General features: G+C 52.7%; 15 protein-coding genes. 14 read left to right on the top strand and 1 reads right to left on the bottom strand.

The window, feature by feature from the left end:
* Nucleotides 1–61: 61 nt before the first annotated feature.
* Nucleotides 62–1324 carry a toll/interleukin-1 receptor domain-containing protein gene (locus tag HPY86_04630; protein NPV14199.1) on the bottom strand — a complete coding sequence of 421 codons (1263 nt, stop codon included), beginning with the start codon at nt 1322–1324 and terminating at the stop codon, nt 62–64.
* A gap of 430 nt (nt 1325–1754) precedes the next feature.
* Between HPY86_04630 and HPY86_04625 the strand changes: the two genes are divergently transcribed.
* The 14 genes from HPY86_04625 to HPY86_04560 all read left to right on the top strand — a co-directional run bounded on the left by HPY86_04625 (nt 1755) and on the right by HPY86_04560 (nt 18114).
* Nucleotides 1755–3494, top strand: coding sequence for a Gfo/Idh/MocA family oxidoreductase (locus HPY86_04625; GenBank protein ID NPV14198.1), 1740 nt, complete (start codon nt 1755–1757; stop codon nt 3492–3494).
* On the top strand, nt 3495–4643 hold the full coding sequence (locus HPY86_04620) for a DegT/DnrJ/EryC1/StrS family aminotransferase (protein ID NPV14197.1): 1149 nt from the start codon (nt 3495–3497) through the stop codon (nt 4641–4643).
* Between the two features lie 3 nt (nt 4644–4646).
* On the top strand, nt 4647–6068 hold the full coding sequence (locus HPY86_04615) for an oligosaccharide flippase family protein (protein ID NPV14196.1): 1422 nt from the start codon (nt 4647–4649) through the stop codon (nt 6066–6068).
* Nucleotides 6065–7399 (top strand): O-antigen ligase family protein, encoded by a 1335-nt coding sequence (locus HPY86_04610; protein NPV14195.1) that lies wholly within the window; start codon nt 6065–6067, stop codon nt 7397–7399. Before HPY86_04615 ends, HPY86_04610 begins: the two co-directional genes overlap by 4 nt.
* Nucleotides 7375–8553, top strand: a complete 1179-nt coding sequence (locus HPY86_04605; GenBank protein ID NPV14194.1) for a glycosyltransferase — start codon at nt 7375–7377, stop codon at nt 8551–8553. Before HPY86_04610 ends, HPY86_04605 begins: the two co-directional genes overlap by 25 nt.
* Entirely contained in the window at nt 8537–9172 is a 636-nt protein-coding gene (locus HPY86_04600) for a PIG-L family deacetylase (GenBank protein ID NPV14193.1), read from the top strand. The genes HPY86_04605 and HPY86_04600 overlap by 17 nt, the downstream gene beginning before the upstream one ends.
* 404 nt (nt 9173–9576) lie before the next feature.
* A complete protein-coding gene (locus HPY86_04595) occupies nt 9577–10206 on the top strand; it encodes a hypothetical protein (protein ID NPV14192.1) in 630 nt (209 codons plus the stop codon).
* Entirely contained in the window at nt 10207–11370 is a 1164-nt protein-coding gene (locus tag HPY86_04590) for a glycosyltransferase family 2 protein (protein ID NPV14191.1), read from the top strand.
* Nucleotides 11367–12317 carry an undecaprenyl/decaprenyl-phosphate alpha-N-acetylglucosaminyl 1-phosphate transferase gene (locus tag HPY86_04585; protein ID NPV14190.1) on the top strand — a complete coding sequence of 317 codons (951 nt, stop codon included), beginning with the start codon at nt 11367–11369 and terminating at the stop codon, nt 12315–12317. The genes HPY86_04590 and HPY86_04585 overlap by 4 nt, the downstream gene beginning before the upstream one ends.
* Nucleotides 12317–13447 carry a DegT/DnrJ/EryC1/StrS family aminotransferase gene (locus tag HPY86_04580; GenBank protein ID NPV14189.1) on the top strand — a complete coding sequence of 377 codons (1131 nt, stop codon included), beginning with the start codon at nt 12317–12319 and terminating at the stop codon, nt 13445–13447. Before HPY86_04585 ends, HPY86_04580 begins: the two co-directional genes overlap by 1 nt.
* Nucleotides 13448–13450: 3 nt before the next feature.
* Nucleotides 13451–15562, top strand: coding sequence for a polysaccharide biosynthesis tyrosine autokinase (locus HPY86_04575; protein NPV14188.1), 2112 nt, complete (start codon nt 13451–13453; stop codon nt 15560–15562).
* Nucleotides 15563–15840: 278 nt separating this feature from the next.
* Nucleotides 15841–16425, top strand: coding sequence for a hypothetical protein (locus HPY86_04570; protein ID NPV14187.1), 585 nt, complete (start codon nt 15841–15843; stop codon nt 16423–16425).
* Nucleotides 16422–17018: a hypothetical protein gene (locus HPY86_04565; protein NPV14186.1), complete on the top strand. Its 597-nt coding sequence runs from the start codon at nt 16422–16424 to the stop codon at nt 17016–17018. Before HPY86_04570 ends, HPY86_04565 begins: the two co-directional genes overlap by 4 nt.
* Nucleotides 17002–18114, top strand: coding sequence for an acyl-CoA N-acyltransferase (locus HPY86_04560; GenBank protein NPV14185.1), 1113 nt, complete (start codon nt 17002–17004; stop codon nt 18112–18114). The genes HPY86_04565 and HPY86_04560 overlap by 17 nt, the downstream gene beginning before the upstream one ends.
* The last annotated feature ends 250 nt before the right edge of the window (nt 18115–18364 follow it).

Raw genomic sequence — 18364 nt, 5'->3', positions numbered from 1 at the left:
GCAACTTGTGCTTCACATTTCTTATGTAGTGCCGGCTTTTAACTTTATAAACATCAACCCATTATCTTTTATGCCCATCTTGCCCTGTAGTTCCCGCTATTATCAGCAGCGCCTGGATGTTATTTTCGGCCATCTTAATTTCCCTCTGGGTGCCGATTTCTTTAAAGATTTTTAGCGCCGCACTAAAACACTCGAGCGCCTTATTGAGTTCGCCCCTAACCTGATAGACCAAACCAATGTTGTTAATGTTAATTGCCACACCCATTCTATTGCCTACACCCTCATTAAGTCCCTTTGCCTTCGCGTAATACTCCAGAGCCCTATCCAATTCGCCCCTCATCTGATAGATGAAACCAATGTTGCCGAGAGCATTTGCCTCGCCCGGTCTGCTACCAATGTCTTTATAAATCCCCAATGCTTCCTCAAAACACCTCAGCGCATTATCCAGTTCGCCCCTAACCTGATAGACCAAACCAATGTTGTTAATGTTAATTGCCACACCCATTCTATTGCCTACACCCTCATTAAGTCCCTTTGCCTTCGCGTAATACTCCAGAGCCCTATCCAATTCGCCCCTCATCTGATAGATGAAACCAATGTTGCCGAGAGCATTTGCCTCGCCCGGTCCGTCTTCTAACTCACTAGCAAGTATTAATGATAATTCATATTTATCTAACGCCTCTTTTAGCCGTCCAGTTATGTAGTAACAAATCCCTATCAGGTTGAAAATGGCACCCATCTCATGGCCCTTTGCCTGTTTTAATGCTTTGCGAAACTCCCCAATCGCATCGTCCCATTTATATTCTTCCATAAGTTTTAAACCGTCGGAGAAGGAAGTAAATACCTGCGGTTCTACTTCCGGAGGTGCAATTGGACTATAACTAGTATCAGCAGCAGAACGTACACTATTTTTTGAATACCAGCCTAGAACCTTTCTCGTTAAATCCTCTTTTGAATTGTCCTGAGAAAACCTATTCCATTGCTTATTTCCTAAATTACATTCGTTAAAAAAATTTTTAACCTCTTCATCAGAAATACCATCATAAACGAAAGGTATTATATTTTCTTTTTTACCTGCTCTTACAGCCTCCTTTATTTCCGCCTTGACCTCTTTAGAGTGAAAAATACCATGTGTAACAATTAAAATGATATGATTTACCTCTTTTAGTGTTGAATAACGGACTTTTATTTCATCTTCTCCTAATGGGATGTCTTGAGTTGCCACAAAGGCATTGATATTAATTCTCCTCAGCCCATCTTTTAAATGTTCCGCAAGGTCTTTACCGCTAAAAGTCTCATAAATTATAAATACGTCATATTTCACACCCGAATCTTATGCTCAAAAATTATTTCTGTCAACGATATCAGACTAAGTACCGCAAAAACTGTGCCAGAACTAACCTTTTTTGGGCTACCGTAGAATAAAGTGTCGCCAATATCGCTGTGATTCTGGTTGCTAAACCAGATAGCGTCCTGCGGGTATAGCATCTTTCTATCGCATTGATTGCCGAACTGTTGACTTTTAACAATTTTTGTTTATAATATAGTACAGCAGGGAAACATCGGGGAAGGAGGAAGTGCTCGCCTCCGGGCGGGCAAAACAAGGAGGAACGCAAATGGAACAATTGGCTACCGGGGGAGCCAGAACCATACCCTCCCCGGAAAAACAAAAAGTTAAAAAAGCAGTAACCGCACAAGAGTACCGTTTTTCGCCCCTGCGTGGGGTATAAAAATTTTTAGGGAAGGAGGGAAAAATGAGTCGCTCAATTGCGGTTGTCGGCGCCGGCACTTGGGGGAAAAACCTGGTGCGGGTGTTTGACAGTTTGAAAAGTTTGCACACCGTTTGCGATACCAATCCCGCCGCACTAAGCGGGTTACCAATCTCAAATGGTGTCCGTCTCACAAACGATTTTACTACCGTTCTCAACGACCCGGAGATTACCGCGGTTGCCATTGCTACCCCAGCGGTCACTCATTATGAATTTGTTCGTTCCGCGCTGCTGGCAGAAAAGGATGTGTTCGTGGAAAAACCGCTTGCCCTGGACCTCTCTCAGGCTGAAGAACTGGTCCGCCTCGCCGAGAAAAAAGAGCGGATTTTGATGGTCGGCCATATCCTGCGCTACCATCCCGCTATTGTCCAGTTAAGCGAGATGATTGAAAAAGGCGAACTGGGCAGGATTGACTACATCTATTCTAATCGTCTCAACCTTGGCCGCCTGCGCACCGAAGAGAATATCCTCTGGAGTTTTGCCCCGCACGACATCAGCGTCATCCTTGCCCTTGTCCAGGAGCGTCCCGCGATGGTATCTGCCCACGGTGAGGCTTTTCTCCAGAAAAACATTCCTGATGTAACACTGACCACTCTTGAATTTCCTTCCGGGGTTCACGCCTACACATTTGTCTCCTGGTTGCATCCGTTCAAGGAGCAGCGGTTGGTGGTGGTTGGCTCAAAACAGATGGTGGTATTTGAAGACGGTAACTCCCAGCCCACCCTTGCCTGTTATCCGCATGACATTCGCTGGCATCAGGGAAGGATTCCGGTTGCGCTGAAAGGGGAAAAGAGTCTGATTGAACTTCCCAATGAAGAACCCCTGCGTCTGGAGTGCGAACATTTCCTCGAAAGCATCGCCACACGCATTCCGCCGCGCACCGATGGCAACGAAGGCTTGCGGGTGTTAGAGGTCCTGACTGCGGCGCAACAGTCACTGCAAAAGGGTGGTAAGGTAATACCGCTTCACCAGATTCGTAACGGCAGCGCCCAAAAAATGGTGGTTACGCTCAAGGAGCGAAAGCCGGTCCTGACCGCGACCGTTGCCCAGCTCCAACCCAGCACCGCTTTCCCCTTATCAACACCTGTTGAAGAAGAAGTTGCCTATGCCGTGCCAACGCTATCTGAGGATGCGAAAGAGCCGGAAACCGCGCCCTTCATTCATCCCACTGCCATTGTTGACCCCGGGGCTTCAATCGGCTCGGGAACCAAAATCTGGCATTTCAGCCACATCTCCGCCAATGTCCGTATCGGCAAGAACTGCGTATTCGGGCAGAATGTGTTTGTCGCCGAAGGGGTAACCGTCGGTGACAATTGCAAAGTTCAGAACAATGTATCACTCTACAAAGGGGTCTGCCTTGAAGAAGGGGTGTTTTGTGGTCCTTCCTGTGTCTTTACCAATGTCATCAACCCGCGCGCCTTTATTGAGCGCAAAGCCGAATTCAAACCCACCCTGGTGAAAAAGGGCGCCTCAATTGGTGCCAATGCAACGATTGTGTGCGGTAACACTATTGGCCGTTACGCCCTCATCGGCGCCGGCGCGGTTGTCACCAGAGATGTTCCTGATTACGCCCTGGTCGCCGGTGTTCCGGCGCGGCCTATTGGCTGGGTGTGCAAATGTGGCACCAAACTGGTGGTCGATGACCACCGTGCCCGCTGCCCGCACTGTGGCAATGAGTATCAACCCGATGATGAAGGTGGTTTAAAACCGCTAAAGGAGAAGTAAATGGAAGTCCCAATCCTTGACCTGAAACGTCAGTATCGTTATCTCAAAGCTGCCATTGACCAGCGGCTGGAAACGGCACTTAATCATCAGCAGTGGATTATGGGTCCGGAGGTTCGAGACCTGGAGCAGAAAGTCGCTCAGTACATTGGAACCCGATATGCCATCGGTGTCGCTTCAGGAACCGACGCCCTTGTCCTCGCCCTGCGCGCCCTGGCGTACAAACGCACCGGCAATGATTTCTGGACCCCTGATGCTGAGGTAATCACAACCCCTTTCACTTTTGCCGCGACCGCTGACGCCATCCTTCGCGCCGGTGCAACACCGGTGTTTGTCGACATCGACCCGCTAACTTTTAACATCAACCCCGCACTGGTTGAAAGGGCGCTGACAAAAAACACCGTCGGCATCATCCCGGTTCACCTCTATGGTCAGACTTGCCCGATGGCGCAACTGAAAGAGCTCGCTCAAAAACACAACCTCTTTATCCTTGAAGATGTCGCCCAGGCGTTCGGTGCCTCTTATCAGGGCAGAAAATGTGGTGCCTGGGGTGACGCCGGTGCCTTCAGCTTTTTCCCGAGCAAAAATCTGGGCGGATTTGGTGACGGCGGTATCGTAACAACTGACGACCAAACCATCGCCGAGTTCGTTGACATCCTGCGCCGCCACGGCGGCAAAGACAAATACAATGTTGACTATCTCGGTTACAACAGCCGGCTTGACACCCTGCAGGCGGCAATCCTGCTTGCCCGCTTCTCCGCACTGGAAGAGTTCAATACCCGACGGGTCAAAATCGCCACCGCCTACAATGCCGCACTCAGCACGATTCCGGCGCTCACCGTTCCCCAGCTTCCGGTAAACGGAGAACATGTGTTTCACCAGTACACCATTCGCCACCCGGAACGGGACCGATTGAAACAGCACCTTGACCAGGCAAAAGTGGCGACGATGGTCTATTACCCCATACCCCTGCATAAGATGAAACTGTTTGCTTCTCGCTGCCGCATCGCCGGTGATCTGAAAGAAGCAGAAAGAGCAGCGCGTGAAGTCCTCTCCCTGCCCATTGAACCGCTTCTGGAACCCGAAGAGATTGCATTTGTCGTCCAGCGTGTTGAAGAGTGTCTTTGTTCCCGAGAAACGGTAGCGGTCTAACCAATGGCATTTTCCCGCCCTGCGCTCCCGGAAGACTCCTTACCGCACATCGTTGCCAATACTTCACATGCTACTTTGGGCATTTCGCACTCAACCATCTCTCGCGCCCTTACCGTCACCCTGTTAACCGCCCTTTCCAAAGTCCTGGGATTTGTGCGCGAACTGCTTCTTGCTCATATTTTTGGTACCATGCCGATTGTTGACGCCTACCGCGTGGGCGAAACCATCACCACCGTTGGTGGTGGTTTTATCTCCAGCACCTTTGATGTTTGTGCCCTACCCCTTCTTGTCGAACGCAAGATGTGCAAAAATCAAGTTAGTTTCCGCCAACTCTTCGCCTCACTCTGGACCCTCGGCTTTCTCTTTTCAATTGTCATCCTCCTCTTCACTTTTTTCGCGGCACCGCTCCTCGTCGCCATCTTTGCCCCCAAAATCAGCCCCCAAACCCGCACTCTCGCGCTCACCATCACCCGTTTTATGGCGATTGTACCCGCAGCGTTAATCCTTATCTCTGCCACCGGTGCCTATCACAACTCCCGGCGCAAATTTGCCATTCCCCGTCTCATCGACCCGATTATCAATTCCGTCGCAATCCTGTTTATAATCTTCTGGGCAAAAAAAAGTGGCACATTTGCCCTGGCTGCCGGCTGGAGTACTGGACATCTCATTGGTCTGGCAGTAACGCTCGCACCACTAATCTTTACCGGGCATCGTCTTTTCCAGACAATCCGCGACCCTGGCGTTCGAGAATTTCTTTATCTCGCCACCCCGCTCCTTGCTTTCCTTTTCATCCGACCGGTCAACCTCGCGCTTGGTCGGCTCTTTTCCTCCTTTTTACCCTCGGGCAGCATCGCCATCCTCGGTTATGCCGACCGGCTATTTGCCTTTCCCTGCAACCTCATCGCCGCATCAATCGGCACGGTTTTCTTTACCCGGGCAAGTGAACTTGCCGCAACCGGTAACACCGTGCGTCTCCGGCGCGAAACCGAACGCCTTCTCAAATTATCGACCATCATCCTTATCCCCGCCAGCATCCTTCTTTCCTTCGTTGCTCGTTTGCTTGTCCGGCTTCTTTACGAACATGGTGCCTTCACCAGCGAGGCAGGTTCAACCACCGCAATCGCCCTTGCCATACTCGGTTTTGGTCTATTGCCCTTCACCGCATCCGCTATCCTTACCGCCTACTTCCGGGGTAAAAAAGACACCCGAACACCGGTCTTCGCTGCCCTCCTTGGCGCCGCTGCCACCGCAATTTTTGACCTTGCTCTTGTTCGACCCCTTGGCATTCCCGGATTAGCGCTGGGCTCAACCATTGGTCTTACAATCAATATGGGGTATCTCTGGTTCGCTTTACTAAAAAACAATAAAACTGGAATGAACAACACCAACAGAGCAAGTTGCGATGTGCCCAAAGTAGCACTATGAACACCTTCATCCTCATCATCCTCGCTCTGTTTGCACTCGGTTTACTCCTCCGCTATCCCGAAATCGGCCTGGCGTTGTTCCTTCTCTCCGGTATCTTCAAATCACAGTTCACCGCGATGTTTCCCCACGCACCGGACATCACCATTATCCTGGCGGTTATCCTCATTACCGGAACAGCGCTTTCGTTTCCCGCCTATTGGCGCAATGTCCGTGAGCCCAATGACGGTACGGGCACATTGCGTGAGGCAAATGATGGTACGGGCACGTTGCCACGTGCCCCTATTGCGCCATTCCTTTTAGCCTTCTTCAGTCTCGTTGTTGTAATGACCCTCTCCGCCTTTGCCGATAGTGACAACTCCTATGGTCTGGAGAAAACAATTCGGTTCGCGACCCTGACCGGCCTCGCCCTGTTTGCCCCAATAGTAACAGTCCAATCTGAGAAAAACCTCTTGCGCCTCCTCAGTACCTTTATCGCCGTTGCTCTTCTGATGGTTGCGCTCGGCCAAACCACGTCCGAAGGATTAACCGCGTTTGGCGCCAATCACATCGCCACCGGCAGAACCATCGGCATTGGTTTTCTCGGTGCTCTTTACTTCACCCTCCGTTCCCAGCCGCGCACCCTGAAAACCACTGTTGTCCGCATCGTTATGCTTATTGTCAACATCATCCTTGGTTACGGGGTCTTTTACTCGGGCTCACGCGGGGTATTGGTCGCCTTACTCTGCGCCCTTGGCGCCGCCGGCCTAATCGCCTTCTCCTTTCGAAAAGGCAGAAAACTTATCCTCACCGGTGCTGCAACCGTTATCGCCATCATCATCATCACTTCCATCTTTGCCCCGGATGCCGCTTTGACGATGAACAAACGCATCCGCAACACCGTTTCCGGACCAATTGACCAGACCGCCCACACCCGCGTCATTCGCGCCGAAGCGGCAATTGCGATGTTCCGCGAACACCCCTTTACCGGCGTCGGCATCGGCGGCTTTGACCAGGAGTTCAACCTATACGAAAGCGAGCGGGGTGACTATCCCCACAACCTGTTTTTAGAAGTAGCAGCAGAACTGGGACTCCTCGGTTTACTCCTCATAACTCTCCTCCTGTTTATTCCAATTCGTCATCTCATCACCGGTCTTGCGCACGGCAACCGGCCGATAACGCTCTTAATTTTCGCCCTTACCGTTTACTTCCTCGTCAACGCCCTGTTCTCAGGCGACCTCAACGACAACCGTTTGCTCTTCACCGCTCTGGGCTTGTGTCTTGCCCTACCGGTCCTCGTAGCCCCAAAAACAACCACAGGTGAATTAAAATGGCAACCCGCATCTGCATCCTGACCTCGGGCCATCAGGTAACCGACACCAGAATTTTCCATCGGCAAGCCCGAACTCTTCTCCGCGCTGGCTATCAGGTACTCCTTGCCGGCATCAAAGACGGTTCAGCGCACCTGCCCGGCTACGAACCAACTTTCTCCTCCAATTCTGCTACCCATCTGCGGCACCATCATCCTCCTCTTACCATCTACACCCTACCTCCATCTCGCTCCCGACTCACTCGATTTACCCTCACCCCTCTCCGCCTGCTGCTCTTTGCACTCAAGGCAAAAGCCGACCTTTACCACCTTCACGACCCAGAACTACTTCCCCTTGCCCTGCTCCTTAAAGCGCTCAACCGCAGGGTGGTATGCGACATCCACGAAGACTACTACCGCCAACTTCTGGACAAGCCCTACCTACCCAAACTCTGTCGTCAACCTCTTGCCTCACTATTCAATGCCTACCAAAAACTTGTCGCTCGCCACATTGATGCCGTCATCACCGCCACTGATACAATCGCATCCCGCCTGCGCACCTCGGCCCGCCGCCTCGTCACAGTAAAAAACTATCCGGAACCGCTCGCGGTTTCTCGGTCTGAACCGCAGAATGGAGGTAAGACGCCATCAACTCGACCTTTTCGTATCGTCCATCTCGCCCGGGTCCTCACACCAGAACGAGGTATCACGCTCCTCCTGGAGGCACTCATCCAGCTGCCCGATTGTGAACTTCTCCTCGCCGGCAAATTTGTTTCTCCTGACTACGAGGCAAAAATCAAAGCCCATCCCGCATATCCCCGCGTCCGACACCTTGGCACTCTGCCCCATCCCGACTGCTTCAGGTGGTACACAGAGAGCGATGTGGGTGTTGTCCCTTCCTTACCGGTCCTCGGCTACGAATCTGCCTTACCGGTCAAAATGTTTGAGTTTATGAGCGCCGGATTACCTGTGGTCGTTCCTGACTTCCCCCCCTTGCGTGCCATTGTCCAGGAGTGCGCCTGCGGTTTAACCTTTTCACCGGGCGACGCCACCTCGTTAGCCCGCGTACTTGCAACCCTGAAATCCCAGCCCGACCAGGCGCGCAAGATGGGGAAAAACGGCAGAGATGCCGTCAATAAAATCTACAACTGGCAAAATGAAGAAAAAAAACTTTTAAAACTTTATGAATGGATTATTTAACCGTGTTTTAGTTTTAGGTGCCCACACCGACGATGAGTTCGGTTGTTCTGGCACCATCGTCCGTCTGATCGAAGAAGGAAAGGAAGTTTACTATATGGCATTTTCTCCCTGCGAAGAGTCGGTGCCTAAAGGATTCCCGCCCGACATATTGAAGAAAGAGTGCTTTACCGCCGTAACAAAACTTGGGGTGCGACCGGAAAACTGGCGCCTCCTTGACTTTCGGGTTCGCCGCTTCCCGGAATTTCGCCAGGAAATCCTTGAGGAACTGGTCCGCTGCCGGCAACAACTCAACCCCGACCTTGTGTTTCTTCCCGCATCCTCGGACATTCATCAAGACCACCGGGTGATTTTTGAAGAAGGTTTGCGCGCATTCAAATACACATCTATCCTCGGCTACGAACTACCGATGAACACTCTTACATTTCGTCATGTCTGTTTTGTCCCGCTCGAAGAGCGTCATATCCAGCGCAAAATCGAAAGCCTTGCCTCTTATCAATCGCAACGCTTCCGCTCCTATACCAGTGAAGATTTTATCCGTAGCCTTGCCCGAGTTCGGGGCGTTCAAGCCGGTGTCCAGTTTGCCGAAGCCTTTGAGGTGGTGCGATGGATATGGAAGTAAAAATCGGTTCTGATGTCCAGATTGACTGCCCGGAGTTAATCCTCAGTGAAAAATGCTCGATTGGCATCCCGGTACAAGAAGACCTTAACCACTCTTCAAAAGTCTTAATCCGCTGTTCCCGACTGGAACTTGGTATGGGTTGCGTCATTCAGCCTGGTGTTGTTATCATCGGCGGTTCAATCAAATTTGCCCCGGGTTGCCGTATCTCTTCCGGTGTAATCATCCGGGTCCAGGAATCACTGGAACTCGGGAAAAACAGTGTTATCGGTTCGGACTGTCTCATCGAAGGCAGGCGAATAAAAATCGGCCGCGAATTGTGGTGTGGGCCTTATGTGAGAATTGGCGGCGGCTCCTGCTTTGAACCTCAATCCCAGTTGACCGCCGGCTACTGGCTCCACCTCGGTATGCGAACATTTATCAACACCGCCCGGCCCGTAACAATTGGCAATGAGGTCGGAATCGGCACCAACAGCGCTATCTACACCCACGGTGCTTACCAGTCGGTTCTGCAGGGATTTCCGGTCGCTTTTGCCCCGGTAACAATTGGCGACAACTGCTGGCTGCCCGGAGCAATAGTTAACCCCGGGGTAACAATCGGCGCCAATACGGTCATTGGCGTTGGTTCCGTCGTAACAAGAAGTATTCCTGCCGGTGCTCTTGCTGCTGGTGTTCCCTGTCGCGTGCTGAAAGAAAGTGTTTTTCCCCGCCCCTTAAGTGAAGAGGAACGCCGGGCGTTTTTCCGCGACTTTCTTCCTGTTGCCGCTGAAATCCTTGCCCACTACACCAAACAGGAATCCCGTTTTGAGCCCGAAACCCTCACAATCAAAATCGGCACTACCGCCATCACCTATTATGACAACACCATCACCGTATTCACCGACCGAACACAAACCACCATCTTCCACCTCCAGGCACGCCAAGTCCAGGGTACTGTCACACCCCTAACCGAAAAACTGCGTGACCTTCTCCGTCGCTACGGCATCCGCTTCAAGAGCGAACCAGTTAATGGAAATTACCAACCCTGGGAGGAGTAAATGAACAAGCCCCTTCCTCTGGTCAGCATCATCATCCCCTGCCGCAACGAGAAAAAGTCCATCATCAGAACACTCCGTTCCATCATCGAACAGGACTATCCGGCGCATCTCGTCGAAACCATAGTAGTCGATGGCTTTTCTGATGACGGCACCATCTCCTTAGTCCAGCAGTTTGCCCGCAATAATCCGGAGCACAACATTCGTATTATCTCCAATCCCTTTCGCACCACCCCTTACGCCCTAAACATCGGCATCGCCCACGCCCGTGGCGCAATCATCTTTACCTTTGGTGCTCACAACCGTTACTCGCCCAACTACATCTCCGAAGCGGTTCGAGTTCTCAATAACACAAATGGGGCGGCGGTTGGTTCAGTCGCAATCACTTTGCCTTCAGACCGCACCCCAATTGCCCGTGCCATCGCTCGTGTCCTCGCCTCCCCATTCGGCGTCGGCAACTCTTTGATGCGCATCGGCCGCAACCTCCGCACCATCCGCACCGCTGACACAGCCTCCTGTCCCGGTTATCGACGAGAGGTATTTACCTGCTACGGCACCTTCAACACCCGCCTTGTCCGCAACCACGACATTGAATTTAACCTCCGCTTGCGCCGTGCCGGCGAACAAATTCTTCTCGTCCCCTCAATAAAAACCTACTATTACGCCCGTGCCCGCCTCATTGACCTGTTCCGGAACAGTTTTGCCAACGGCTACTGGGTCATCCGCAGCACTCGATTTGCTTCAAAACCATTCTCCTTGCGCCATCTCATACCCGCCATCTTCATCACAACCCTGCTCCTCGCCACCGGTTGCCCGAAGCCACTTACCTTATTCCTTTCAAAATTTAATTTACCCTCTCCCCACCTCATCGCGCACCTCCCGCTGCTTAGCACCGCCGGTAGCTACCTTCTGCTACTAATTCTGTTCTCTGCCCTTACTACCCCATCTCCCCTTCAACTTCCTTTATACCTTATCACTTACCCTGTCCTCCACATTGGCTACGGTCTCGGCTCGCTCTGGGCACTCCTTACCTACTGGCGTTCCCCAGGCGAATTACCCCATTCTTCAACCAGTAGACCAGCAGATACAGAAGGCGGAAAACAAAAAACCGGGAATGAGAATGACTATCTCGCTGCTGCACTAAAAACAACCCGGGAGTTAATATGACACCTGTTTTATTCATATTGTTTACTATCTTCGCATCTCTGCTACTGAATACGGTCCTTGCGCGTTTTGCCCTCCAGCACAACTGGTGCGACCATCCGGGAAATGCCAAAATTCACCGCCAGCCTGTACCCTTCACCGGTGGCATCGGCATACTCTTAACCTGGGCTGGCACTCTGCTCATCCTCTCAATTTTCTTTCCAACCGTTCCTGTTTTACGGCTTCTCATCCCCGCGACTATCGCTTTGCTTGTCGGCACCTGTGATGACTTCTACTGGAAACAGCGCACTGTTCCCGGGATCAAATTCCTCCTCCAAATCGTTCTTGCCCTGTTTATCTCCTTCCTGTTCATCACCCACAACCAACTCTCCTTACCCGCCTCGCTTTTCACTATTTTCTTCAACATAGCCTACATCCTTCTGGCGCTTAATGCCTTTAACCTTGCCGATGGCTTAGACGGGCTTGCGGGCGGAGAGGCGCTTATCTCATTTTTGGGGTTAGCAACAATTTACGGCGTTCTGGGTCGGGCTGAAATTTTCCTCCCCCTTCTTCTTCTCACCGCCACTCTAACCGGTTTTCTTGTTCTTAACCTTCAGCGGCCCTCCCGCCTTTTCCTCGGTGACGGTGGTAGTCATCTTCTCGGTGCGACCTTTGCTACATTTGCCCTTTTATCGTTCAATCCGCCTTCGGCGCCTCGGTTCTTCTCCTCTATCGACATCTGGACCGCCCTTGCCCTCCTGCTTCTCCTTGGTGCACCGCTGGTTGACCTTATTTGGGTCACGCTGCGCCGCCTCTATTTGCGCCAGCCGCTTTTCCACGCCGACCGCAACCATCTCTATGACCTGCTCGCCGCCACCTCCCTTGGTCCGCGCCGCACCGTGCTTGTCTTCTGGTTCGGGCATGCGCTACTTGTTCTCACTGGCGTCACAATGCTTCTTCTGGAGGTCTGATGAAAATCCCCCTTGCTGCCCCGGACATCAGTTCTCTCGAACGCCGCACTGTTCAAGCCGTTCTCAAAACCGGCAGGCTGGCACTCGGTCCTTATGCGACCCGATTCGAAAACCGCCTCGCCCGCCTTGTCCAACGCCGCTATGCCGTCGCCACCAGCTCTGGCACCACCGCCTTACACCTTGCGGTTCGCGCCCTTGGTCTCAAACCGGGCGACGAAGTCATCACCACACCATTTTCCTTCTGCGCCTCAGCCAACTGCCTGCTCTATGAAGGTGTGAAACCGGTATTTGTCGATATCGACCCGGAAACCCTCTGTATCGATCCAGCGCAAATTGAATCAGCCATCACCCCGCGCACCCGCGCCATCCTTGCCGTTGACATCTTTGGTCATCCCGCCGACTGGAATCGCATTACCGACCTTGCCTGCCGCCACAATTTGCTCCTGATTGAAGATGCTTGCGAAGCACTGGGTAGCGCCCTGCGCACCCCGCAGGGTCTAAAACGGTGTGGCGCCTTCGGTACCATCGCGACCTTTGCCTTCTATCCCAACAAACAGATTACTACCGGTGAAGGTGGTATGCTCCTGACCGACAACCGCCGCCTCAGTCAACTCTGTCGCAGTATGACCAACCAGGGCAGAAACGCCCTTAACGGCAAATGGCTTCACCACATCCGACTCGGCTACAACTACCGCCTCGATGAAATGAGCGCTGCGCTGGGCTGGGCACAACTGCGCCGTCTTCGTACCATCCTCAACCGGCGCCAGCGCGTTGCCCGCCTTTACACCCAGCTCCTCGCCTCAATACCTCGGATTAAAACCCCAACCGTAGCTCCGGGTGCTTTTGTCCACTGGTTCGTTTACTGCATTCGTCTTGACCCGAACCTCAACCGTAAGAAAATCATCGCCCGGCTCGAAGAACAGGGAATTGGCTGCGCCCCCTATTTTCCGCCCATTCATCTTTTGCCTTTTTACCGCAGCCGGTTCGGCTATAAGCCCGGTGCCTTTCCCGTAACCGAACAAATTGCCCGTCAGACGCTCGCGTTGCCCTTTTACAGTAAATTAAAAAAGGAACAAATTTATTTTATCGTTGATTGTCTGCAAAAGGCGTTAAAACATCAGGAGGTCTAAACAATGGCAAAAGAAGAACATGGTTTCAGTTATTACCTTGACATCATCAACCGGCGGTTTGGCTTTTTCCTTCTGCTCCTTACCGCCAGCGCCGCGTTGATTTTCATCACCACCCAGACCGCACGCCCCATATACCAGTCCAGTGCCACAATCCTTGTCAACCGTACCACCAGCACTACCGGTGCCGAGTTTATCTTCAACCCTGCCGCCGGCAGTTTCTCGGCTCGTCCCAACCTTGCCAACCATATCGAAATCATCAAGAGCCGCACCCTTGCCCAGCTCGTCCTCGACACGCTGCCTGATGAACAGCGCGCCGAGCTTGAGCGCTATGCTCATACCGACCCGGTTCTGGAACTGGTCAACAATCTTTCGGTCCGTGCCGTTCGCGACGCCGACATCCTCAAACTGTCGGTCAACGCGCCCACCCGGGAACTGGCACGCGCCATCGCAAACGCCTATGTTGCCGCCTATCAAGCATGGACTTTGGAGCGCAATCGCGCTGACATCCGTGCCGTGCGGGAGTTCGTTGCCACCCAGCTGGCGGGCATCAGCACCCGGCTCGACTCGGCCGAAAAGGCACTGGAAATTTACAAACGCACTGCGGGCAACACCGACCTCTCCGCTCAGGCAAAGGCGCTGATTGAGCGGCAGAGTGCGGTTCTTTCCCTTTATGAGCGAAATGCTACCGAACTCGCCGGCTTGAGACAGGAACTCGCTCTGCTCCAGAATCTTGACTCAACCTCAACCAACGACCGCACCCCAGGCACCGAACTGCCCCTACTCGCATCGCTCACTGCCCAGCTTACCAACCTGGAAACCGAACGAACCAATCTCCTCGTCCAGGGTTATGATACAATCAGTCCACGGCTCCGGGAACTGAACAAGCGGATTGATGACCTTAAAAGCCAGCTTACCGCCCTGCGCATCAGTCAGAACCCTACCGCCCTGCAATCCCTGCCCGAAGTTACAACCCGGATTGCCGCCATCACCACCGAAATCACCCGCCTCGAAGCCCAGGCAAACGCCCTCGCGCAAACAATCACCCATTACGACTTTGAACTCGCCCGGTTACCGTCAGAAGAACGTCAACTCGCCCGCCTTACCCGTGATGTTGAAGTTGCCCGGCAGGTCCATTCCCTTCTTGAGTTAAAGTTTGAAGAGGCGCGCATCCAGGAAGCGGGCCGACTTTCACCGGTAGCACTGATTGACGCACCAGGTCCGGGTAAAAAAATTCGACCCAGCCCATTGAGAAATGCGGTCACCGCTCTCATGCTCAGCGTCCTCTTTGCCCTGGGCACAACAACCGTAGTTGACAAACTTGACACGCTTGTGCGGCATCCGGAAGACCTTGAACGCCGTTCCTGGACGATTATCGGTTCCATCCCCCGGCTCAACACAACTTCGCCCCTCGAACTGCCCGAAAATGTGTGTGAACAGTTCCGCATCCTCCGCACCAACCTCCAGTTCTTAGGCGCCGAAAAGAAAATTCAGAAAATCGTCGTCAGTTCACCCAGCCCATCCGAAGGCAAGTCCACCGTCGCAACCAACCTCGCCCTGGCGCTTGCCCGTAGCGGCAAAAATACCATCCTTCTTGATTGCGATTTACGCAAACCGGTAATCCATAAACACTTCGGCCGGCACCGCAAACCGGGTATCACCGATGTAGTGCTTCTCGGCACGCCGCTGGAGCAAGCCCTGTACAAACCGGCACCTGATGCGCCCGCGGTCATCTGCGCCGGCACAACACCACCTTCACCCGTTGACTTCTTCACCTCCAGTGCGTTTGCCACTTTCCTCAACCGCCTTGCCGAGATGTATGAGTACATCGTTATTGACACACCACCGGTTCTGGTGTCTGCCGATGCGGTTGCGCTTGCCGCAAAATCGGATGGCATCCTGCTCGTCACCCGGATGAACCAAACCGACATCCGTGCCCTAACCGAAGCCCGCAAACTCATCAACCAGGCACAAGCCCGTATCCTCGGTGTCGTGGCAAACGGCATCAACCTCAAGCACCGCTACGGCTACTACCGGTACAAATACCGCTACTACCATTACCGCTATGCAACCAGTGCCCCAAAAGGAGCAGGTGTAAAGACGGTCCGGCTACCGTAGCTCGCGCCTTCTTACGCCCTCACCCTACCCTCTCCCACAACGGGAGAGGGAAAGAATCGTTACCGCTTCCCTTTACGGGAGGAGTCACAATCTGCATTATTCCCCTAACTTTATGGAAGGACCACAACCTGCATCCTCCCCCTTTTCTGGAAGAACCACAATCTCTATCATTCTCCTCCCTTTATGGAAGAATCACAACCTGCATCATTCCCCTCCCTTTATGGGAGGGGAAAAGGAGAGGGTTTGACAAAAGGCTCATTTCTGTCTAACCTGTAATGATGAAACGCATTAAAATTTATGTACTTCTCCTTGCCGGGCTGTTTAGCATCGCGACCCTTTGCGAAAAACTGCCCGAGCGCCAGTGGGAACGGGGCGCATTCGAGCCCATCCCCGGCAAACCATACCAGTTACCCGAAGGCATTACCGTGCGGGAAATCAGAGGCTTGGGTGAGGAGACAACATTCTCGCTGATGCCGCTCCAGGCTGCCTTGCTTAACACCACCTCCAACCGTATCGCCGTCAAGATGCCAGCCGGATTGGTATTTTCGCCTCTGGACCACGAGTATCAGTATATGATGCTGGTCCAGGAGTTTTCTTTTTCGGTGCCCCCTGACCAGGATACAACAATCCTTCTGCCCACCTATGGTTGCAACGAAGATTTAGACGAACCGGATGAAGATATGACCTACGAAATTGACATTCAGGTCTGGGAGCGGGAGTTCAACGAACTTTTCACCATCCTCAAACCCAAAAACCTGAACAACATTGATGCTGTGGAACTGGTCCAGGATGCGGTTTACGAAATCACCGATGGCGACGGACTTACCGACACCACCCGAACGCTTTTGAAACAACTGCCGTGAGCAAACTCAAAATTACCTCCGCTCTTCTGCGCCTCGGCGCTACCGCACTTCTGCTCCTCGCCGCCTGCGACAACCTCTTCCCACCCACCGATTTTGAACCCACCGGCACCCCTTTTTCCCTCAACCCGGGCATCAACACCATCACCATCATAGGCAACCGCCGCCTGTTCAGCGACCAGGGGCTTTATACCCTGGAACTTATCTGTGAGGCAACCGGTACCAATACCCTTTACGACACCCTGCCTGGTGGCTTACTCTTCACCTCCAGAAAAAACAGCACCCAGCATGTAATTGTTCTTAAAGACCATTTTATCACCGCCAACCCTTCCCGGACCAGCGTTGTCGTCGGTGTGTTCTGCTGTAACCGCTACCGTCAGATACCAACCGAAGCCGACACCTTTCTTCTTGGACCTTTAACTGACAACCCTGACCTCCAGCAACTGGCGCAACTGGTTAAAAACAAGGACATCTCCCAGCATCTCGGCATGGTACAACGCGCGGTCTGGACAATTACCGATTCCACCGGCTTGCCTCAGGCGTATATCGACTCAATCAACGCTTTACCGCCGGAAACTGATGGTCACCGTCACTGAGGTTAAAACCTCACAACAGTTGCGGCAGTTTATCGACCTGCCCTTTGTCCTGTACCGGGGAAACCCGTACTGGGTACCGCCGCTTAAGAAAGAGGTCGCCGCACTCCTTGACTTCCAGCACCACCCGTTCTGGGAGCACGCCATCGGCACCCTGTTCCTCGCCGAAAATGCCGGTAAAGTGGTGGGCAGAATTTCGGCGCAAATTGACCACAACTACAACAACCTCTGGGACGAAAAACTTGGTTCGTTTGGCTTTTTTGAATGTGTGGACGACCAGGATGTGGCAAACGGGCTGTTTGACGCCGCCGCGCAATGGGTCAAGACGCGCGGGATGAACCGGCTGCGCGGACCAATGAGTCCTTCTTCCAACGATGAGTGGGGCTTCCTTTTGGAAGGTTACGACAAGCCACCCGCTTTGATGATGCCCTACAACCCGCCTTATTACCTGCGCCTCGCTGAAAATTACGGATTCGTCAAGGCTAAAGACCTCCTCGCCTTTATTAAATACGCCTCAACCCCGATGCCGGAAAGACTCGTCGCGCTTGCCGAACGGCTGCGCGCCAATCCCAATATCACGGTGCGACCCATCAATATGAAAAACCTGCCCGCGGAGATGGCAATCATTAAGGAACTGTACAACGCGTCCTGGGAAAAGAACTGGGGATTTTCACCGATGACCGAAAAGGAGATGAACCTCCTTGCCCAGAACCTGAAAACCTTTGCCGACCCCAATATGGTCCTTTTCGCCTTTTATCAGGGCAAACCGGCTGGACTCGCCATCACTTTGCCCGATATGAATCAGGTTTTAAAGCATCTAAACGGTAAGCTGGGACTTATCGGAATGTTAAAATTCCTCTACTACCGCCGGAAAATAACCGGCGCCCGGGCGATTGTATTCGGGTTCAAAGCCGAGTACCGCCGGCTTGGCTTACCGGTTCTTCTCTTCTACGAAACCGAAAGGTATATGCGGCAAAATGGCTATCAATGGTGCGAACTGTCCTGGAACCTTGAAGACAACTGGCTCATCAACGAATTTGACCGGGAACTGGGTGGTGAAGTGTACAAAAAGTACCGGGTGGTTGAAAAGCCCATATAAAGTTTAGACCCCGCCCGGACAAAAAATTCACCGCCTTTCTGATAACTTACAATATATCATAAACTTACCCGGCACCACCCACCGCCCACTGGACCGTTTCCGGGGCAGTATCCATTACCCCGCCGTTCTCCCTTGCCCTGACAACAAGGAAAAAACATCTCCACTCACTCCGCTCTTTTTATCGAAGGGAAAAATGGTAAGAAGCCCCTTTTACATCCTTTAACACCTACAACTATTTAGCCGATGGTAA

The sequence above is a fragment of the candidate division WOR-3 bacterium genome, assembly GCA_013177935.1.
In the GTDB taxonomy this organism is placed as follows: Bacteria; Hydrothermota; Tepidihabitantia; order Tepidihabitantales; family Tepidihabitantaceae; genus Tepidihabitans.
The sequence above is the reverse complement of the archived record's forward strand: the minus strand, read 5'-3'. Positions and strand labels throughout refer to the sequence as shown.

What these genes read in the sequence shown, in the direction of transcription:
- HPY86_04610 (NPV14195.1), top strand. Translation starts at nt 6,065, where the DNA reads ATGAACACCTTCATCCTCATCATCCTCGCTCTGTTTGCACTCGGTTTA.
- HPY86_04620 (NPV14197.1), top strand. Translation starts at nt 3,495, where the DNA reads ATGGAAGTCCCAATCCTTGACCTGAAACGTCAGTATCGTTATCTCAAA.
- HPY86_04585 (NPV14190.1), top strand. Translation starts at nt 11,367, where the DNA reads ATGACACCTGTTTTATTCATATTGTTTACTATCTTCGCATCTCTGCTA.
- HPY86_04570 (NPV14187.1), top strand. Translation starts at nt 15,841, where the DNA reads ATGAAACGCATTAAAATTTATGTACTTCTCCTTGCCGGGCTGTTTAGC.
- HPY86_04560 (NPV14185.1), top strand. Translation starts at nt 17,002, where the DNA reads ATGGTCACCGTCACTGAGGTTAAAACCTCACAACAGTTGCGGCAGTTT.
- HPY86_04590 (NPV14191.1), top strand. Translation starts at nt 10,207, where the DNA reads ATGAACAAGCCCCTTCCTCTGGTCAGCATCATCATCCCCTGCCGCAAC.
- HPY86_04580 (NPV14189.1), top strand. Translation starts at nt 12,317, where the DNA reads ATGAAAATCCCCCTTGCTGCCCCGGACATCAGTTCTCTCGAACGCCGC.
- HPY86_04600 (NPV14193.1), top strand. Translation starts at nt 8,537, where the DNA reads ATGAATGGATTATTTAACCGTGTTTTAGTTTTAGGTGCCCACACCGAC.
- HPY86_04625 (NPV14198.1), top strand. Translation starts at nt 1,755, where the DNA reads ATGAGTCGCTCAATTGCGGTTGTCGGCGCCGGCACTTGGGGGAAAAAC.
- HPY86_04615 (NPV14196.1), top strand. Translation starts at nt 4,647, where the DNA reads ATGGCATTTTCCCGCCCTGCGCTCCCGGAAGACTCCTTACCGCACATC.
- HPY86_04595 (NPV14192.1), top strand. Translation starts at nt 9,577, where the DNA reads ATGCGAACATTTATCAACACCGCCCGGCCCGTAACAATTGGCAATGAG.
- HPY86_04605 (NPV14194.1), top strand. Translation starts at nt 7,375, where the DNA reads ATGGCAACCCGCATCTGCATCCTGACCTCGGGCCATCAGGTAACCGAC.
- HPY86_04575 (NPV14188.1), top strand. Translation starts at nt 13,451, where the DNA reads ATGGCAAAAGAAGAACATGGTTTCAGTTATTACCTTGACATCATCAAC.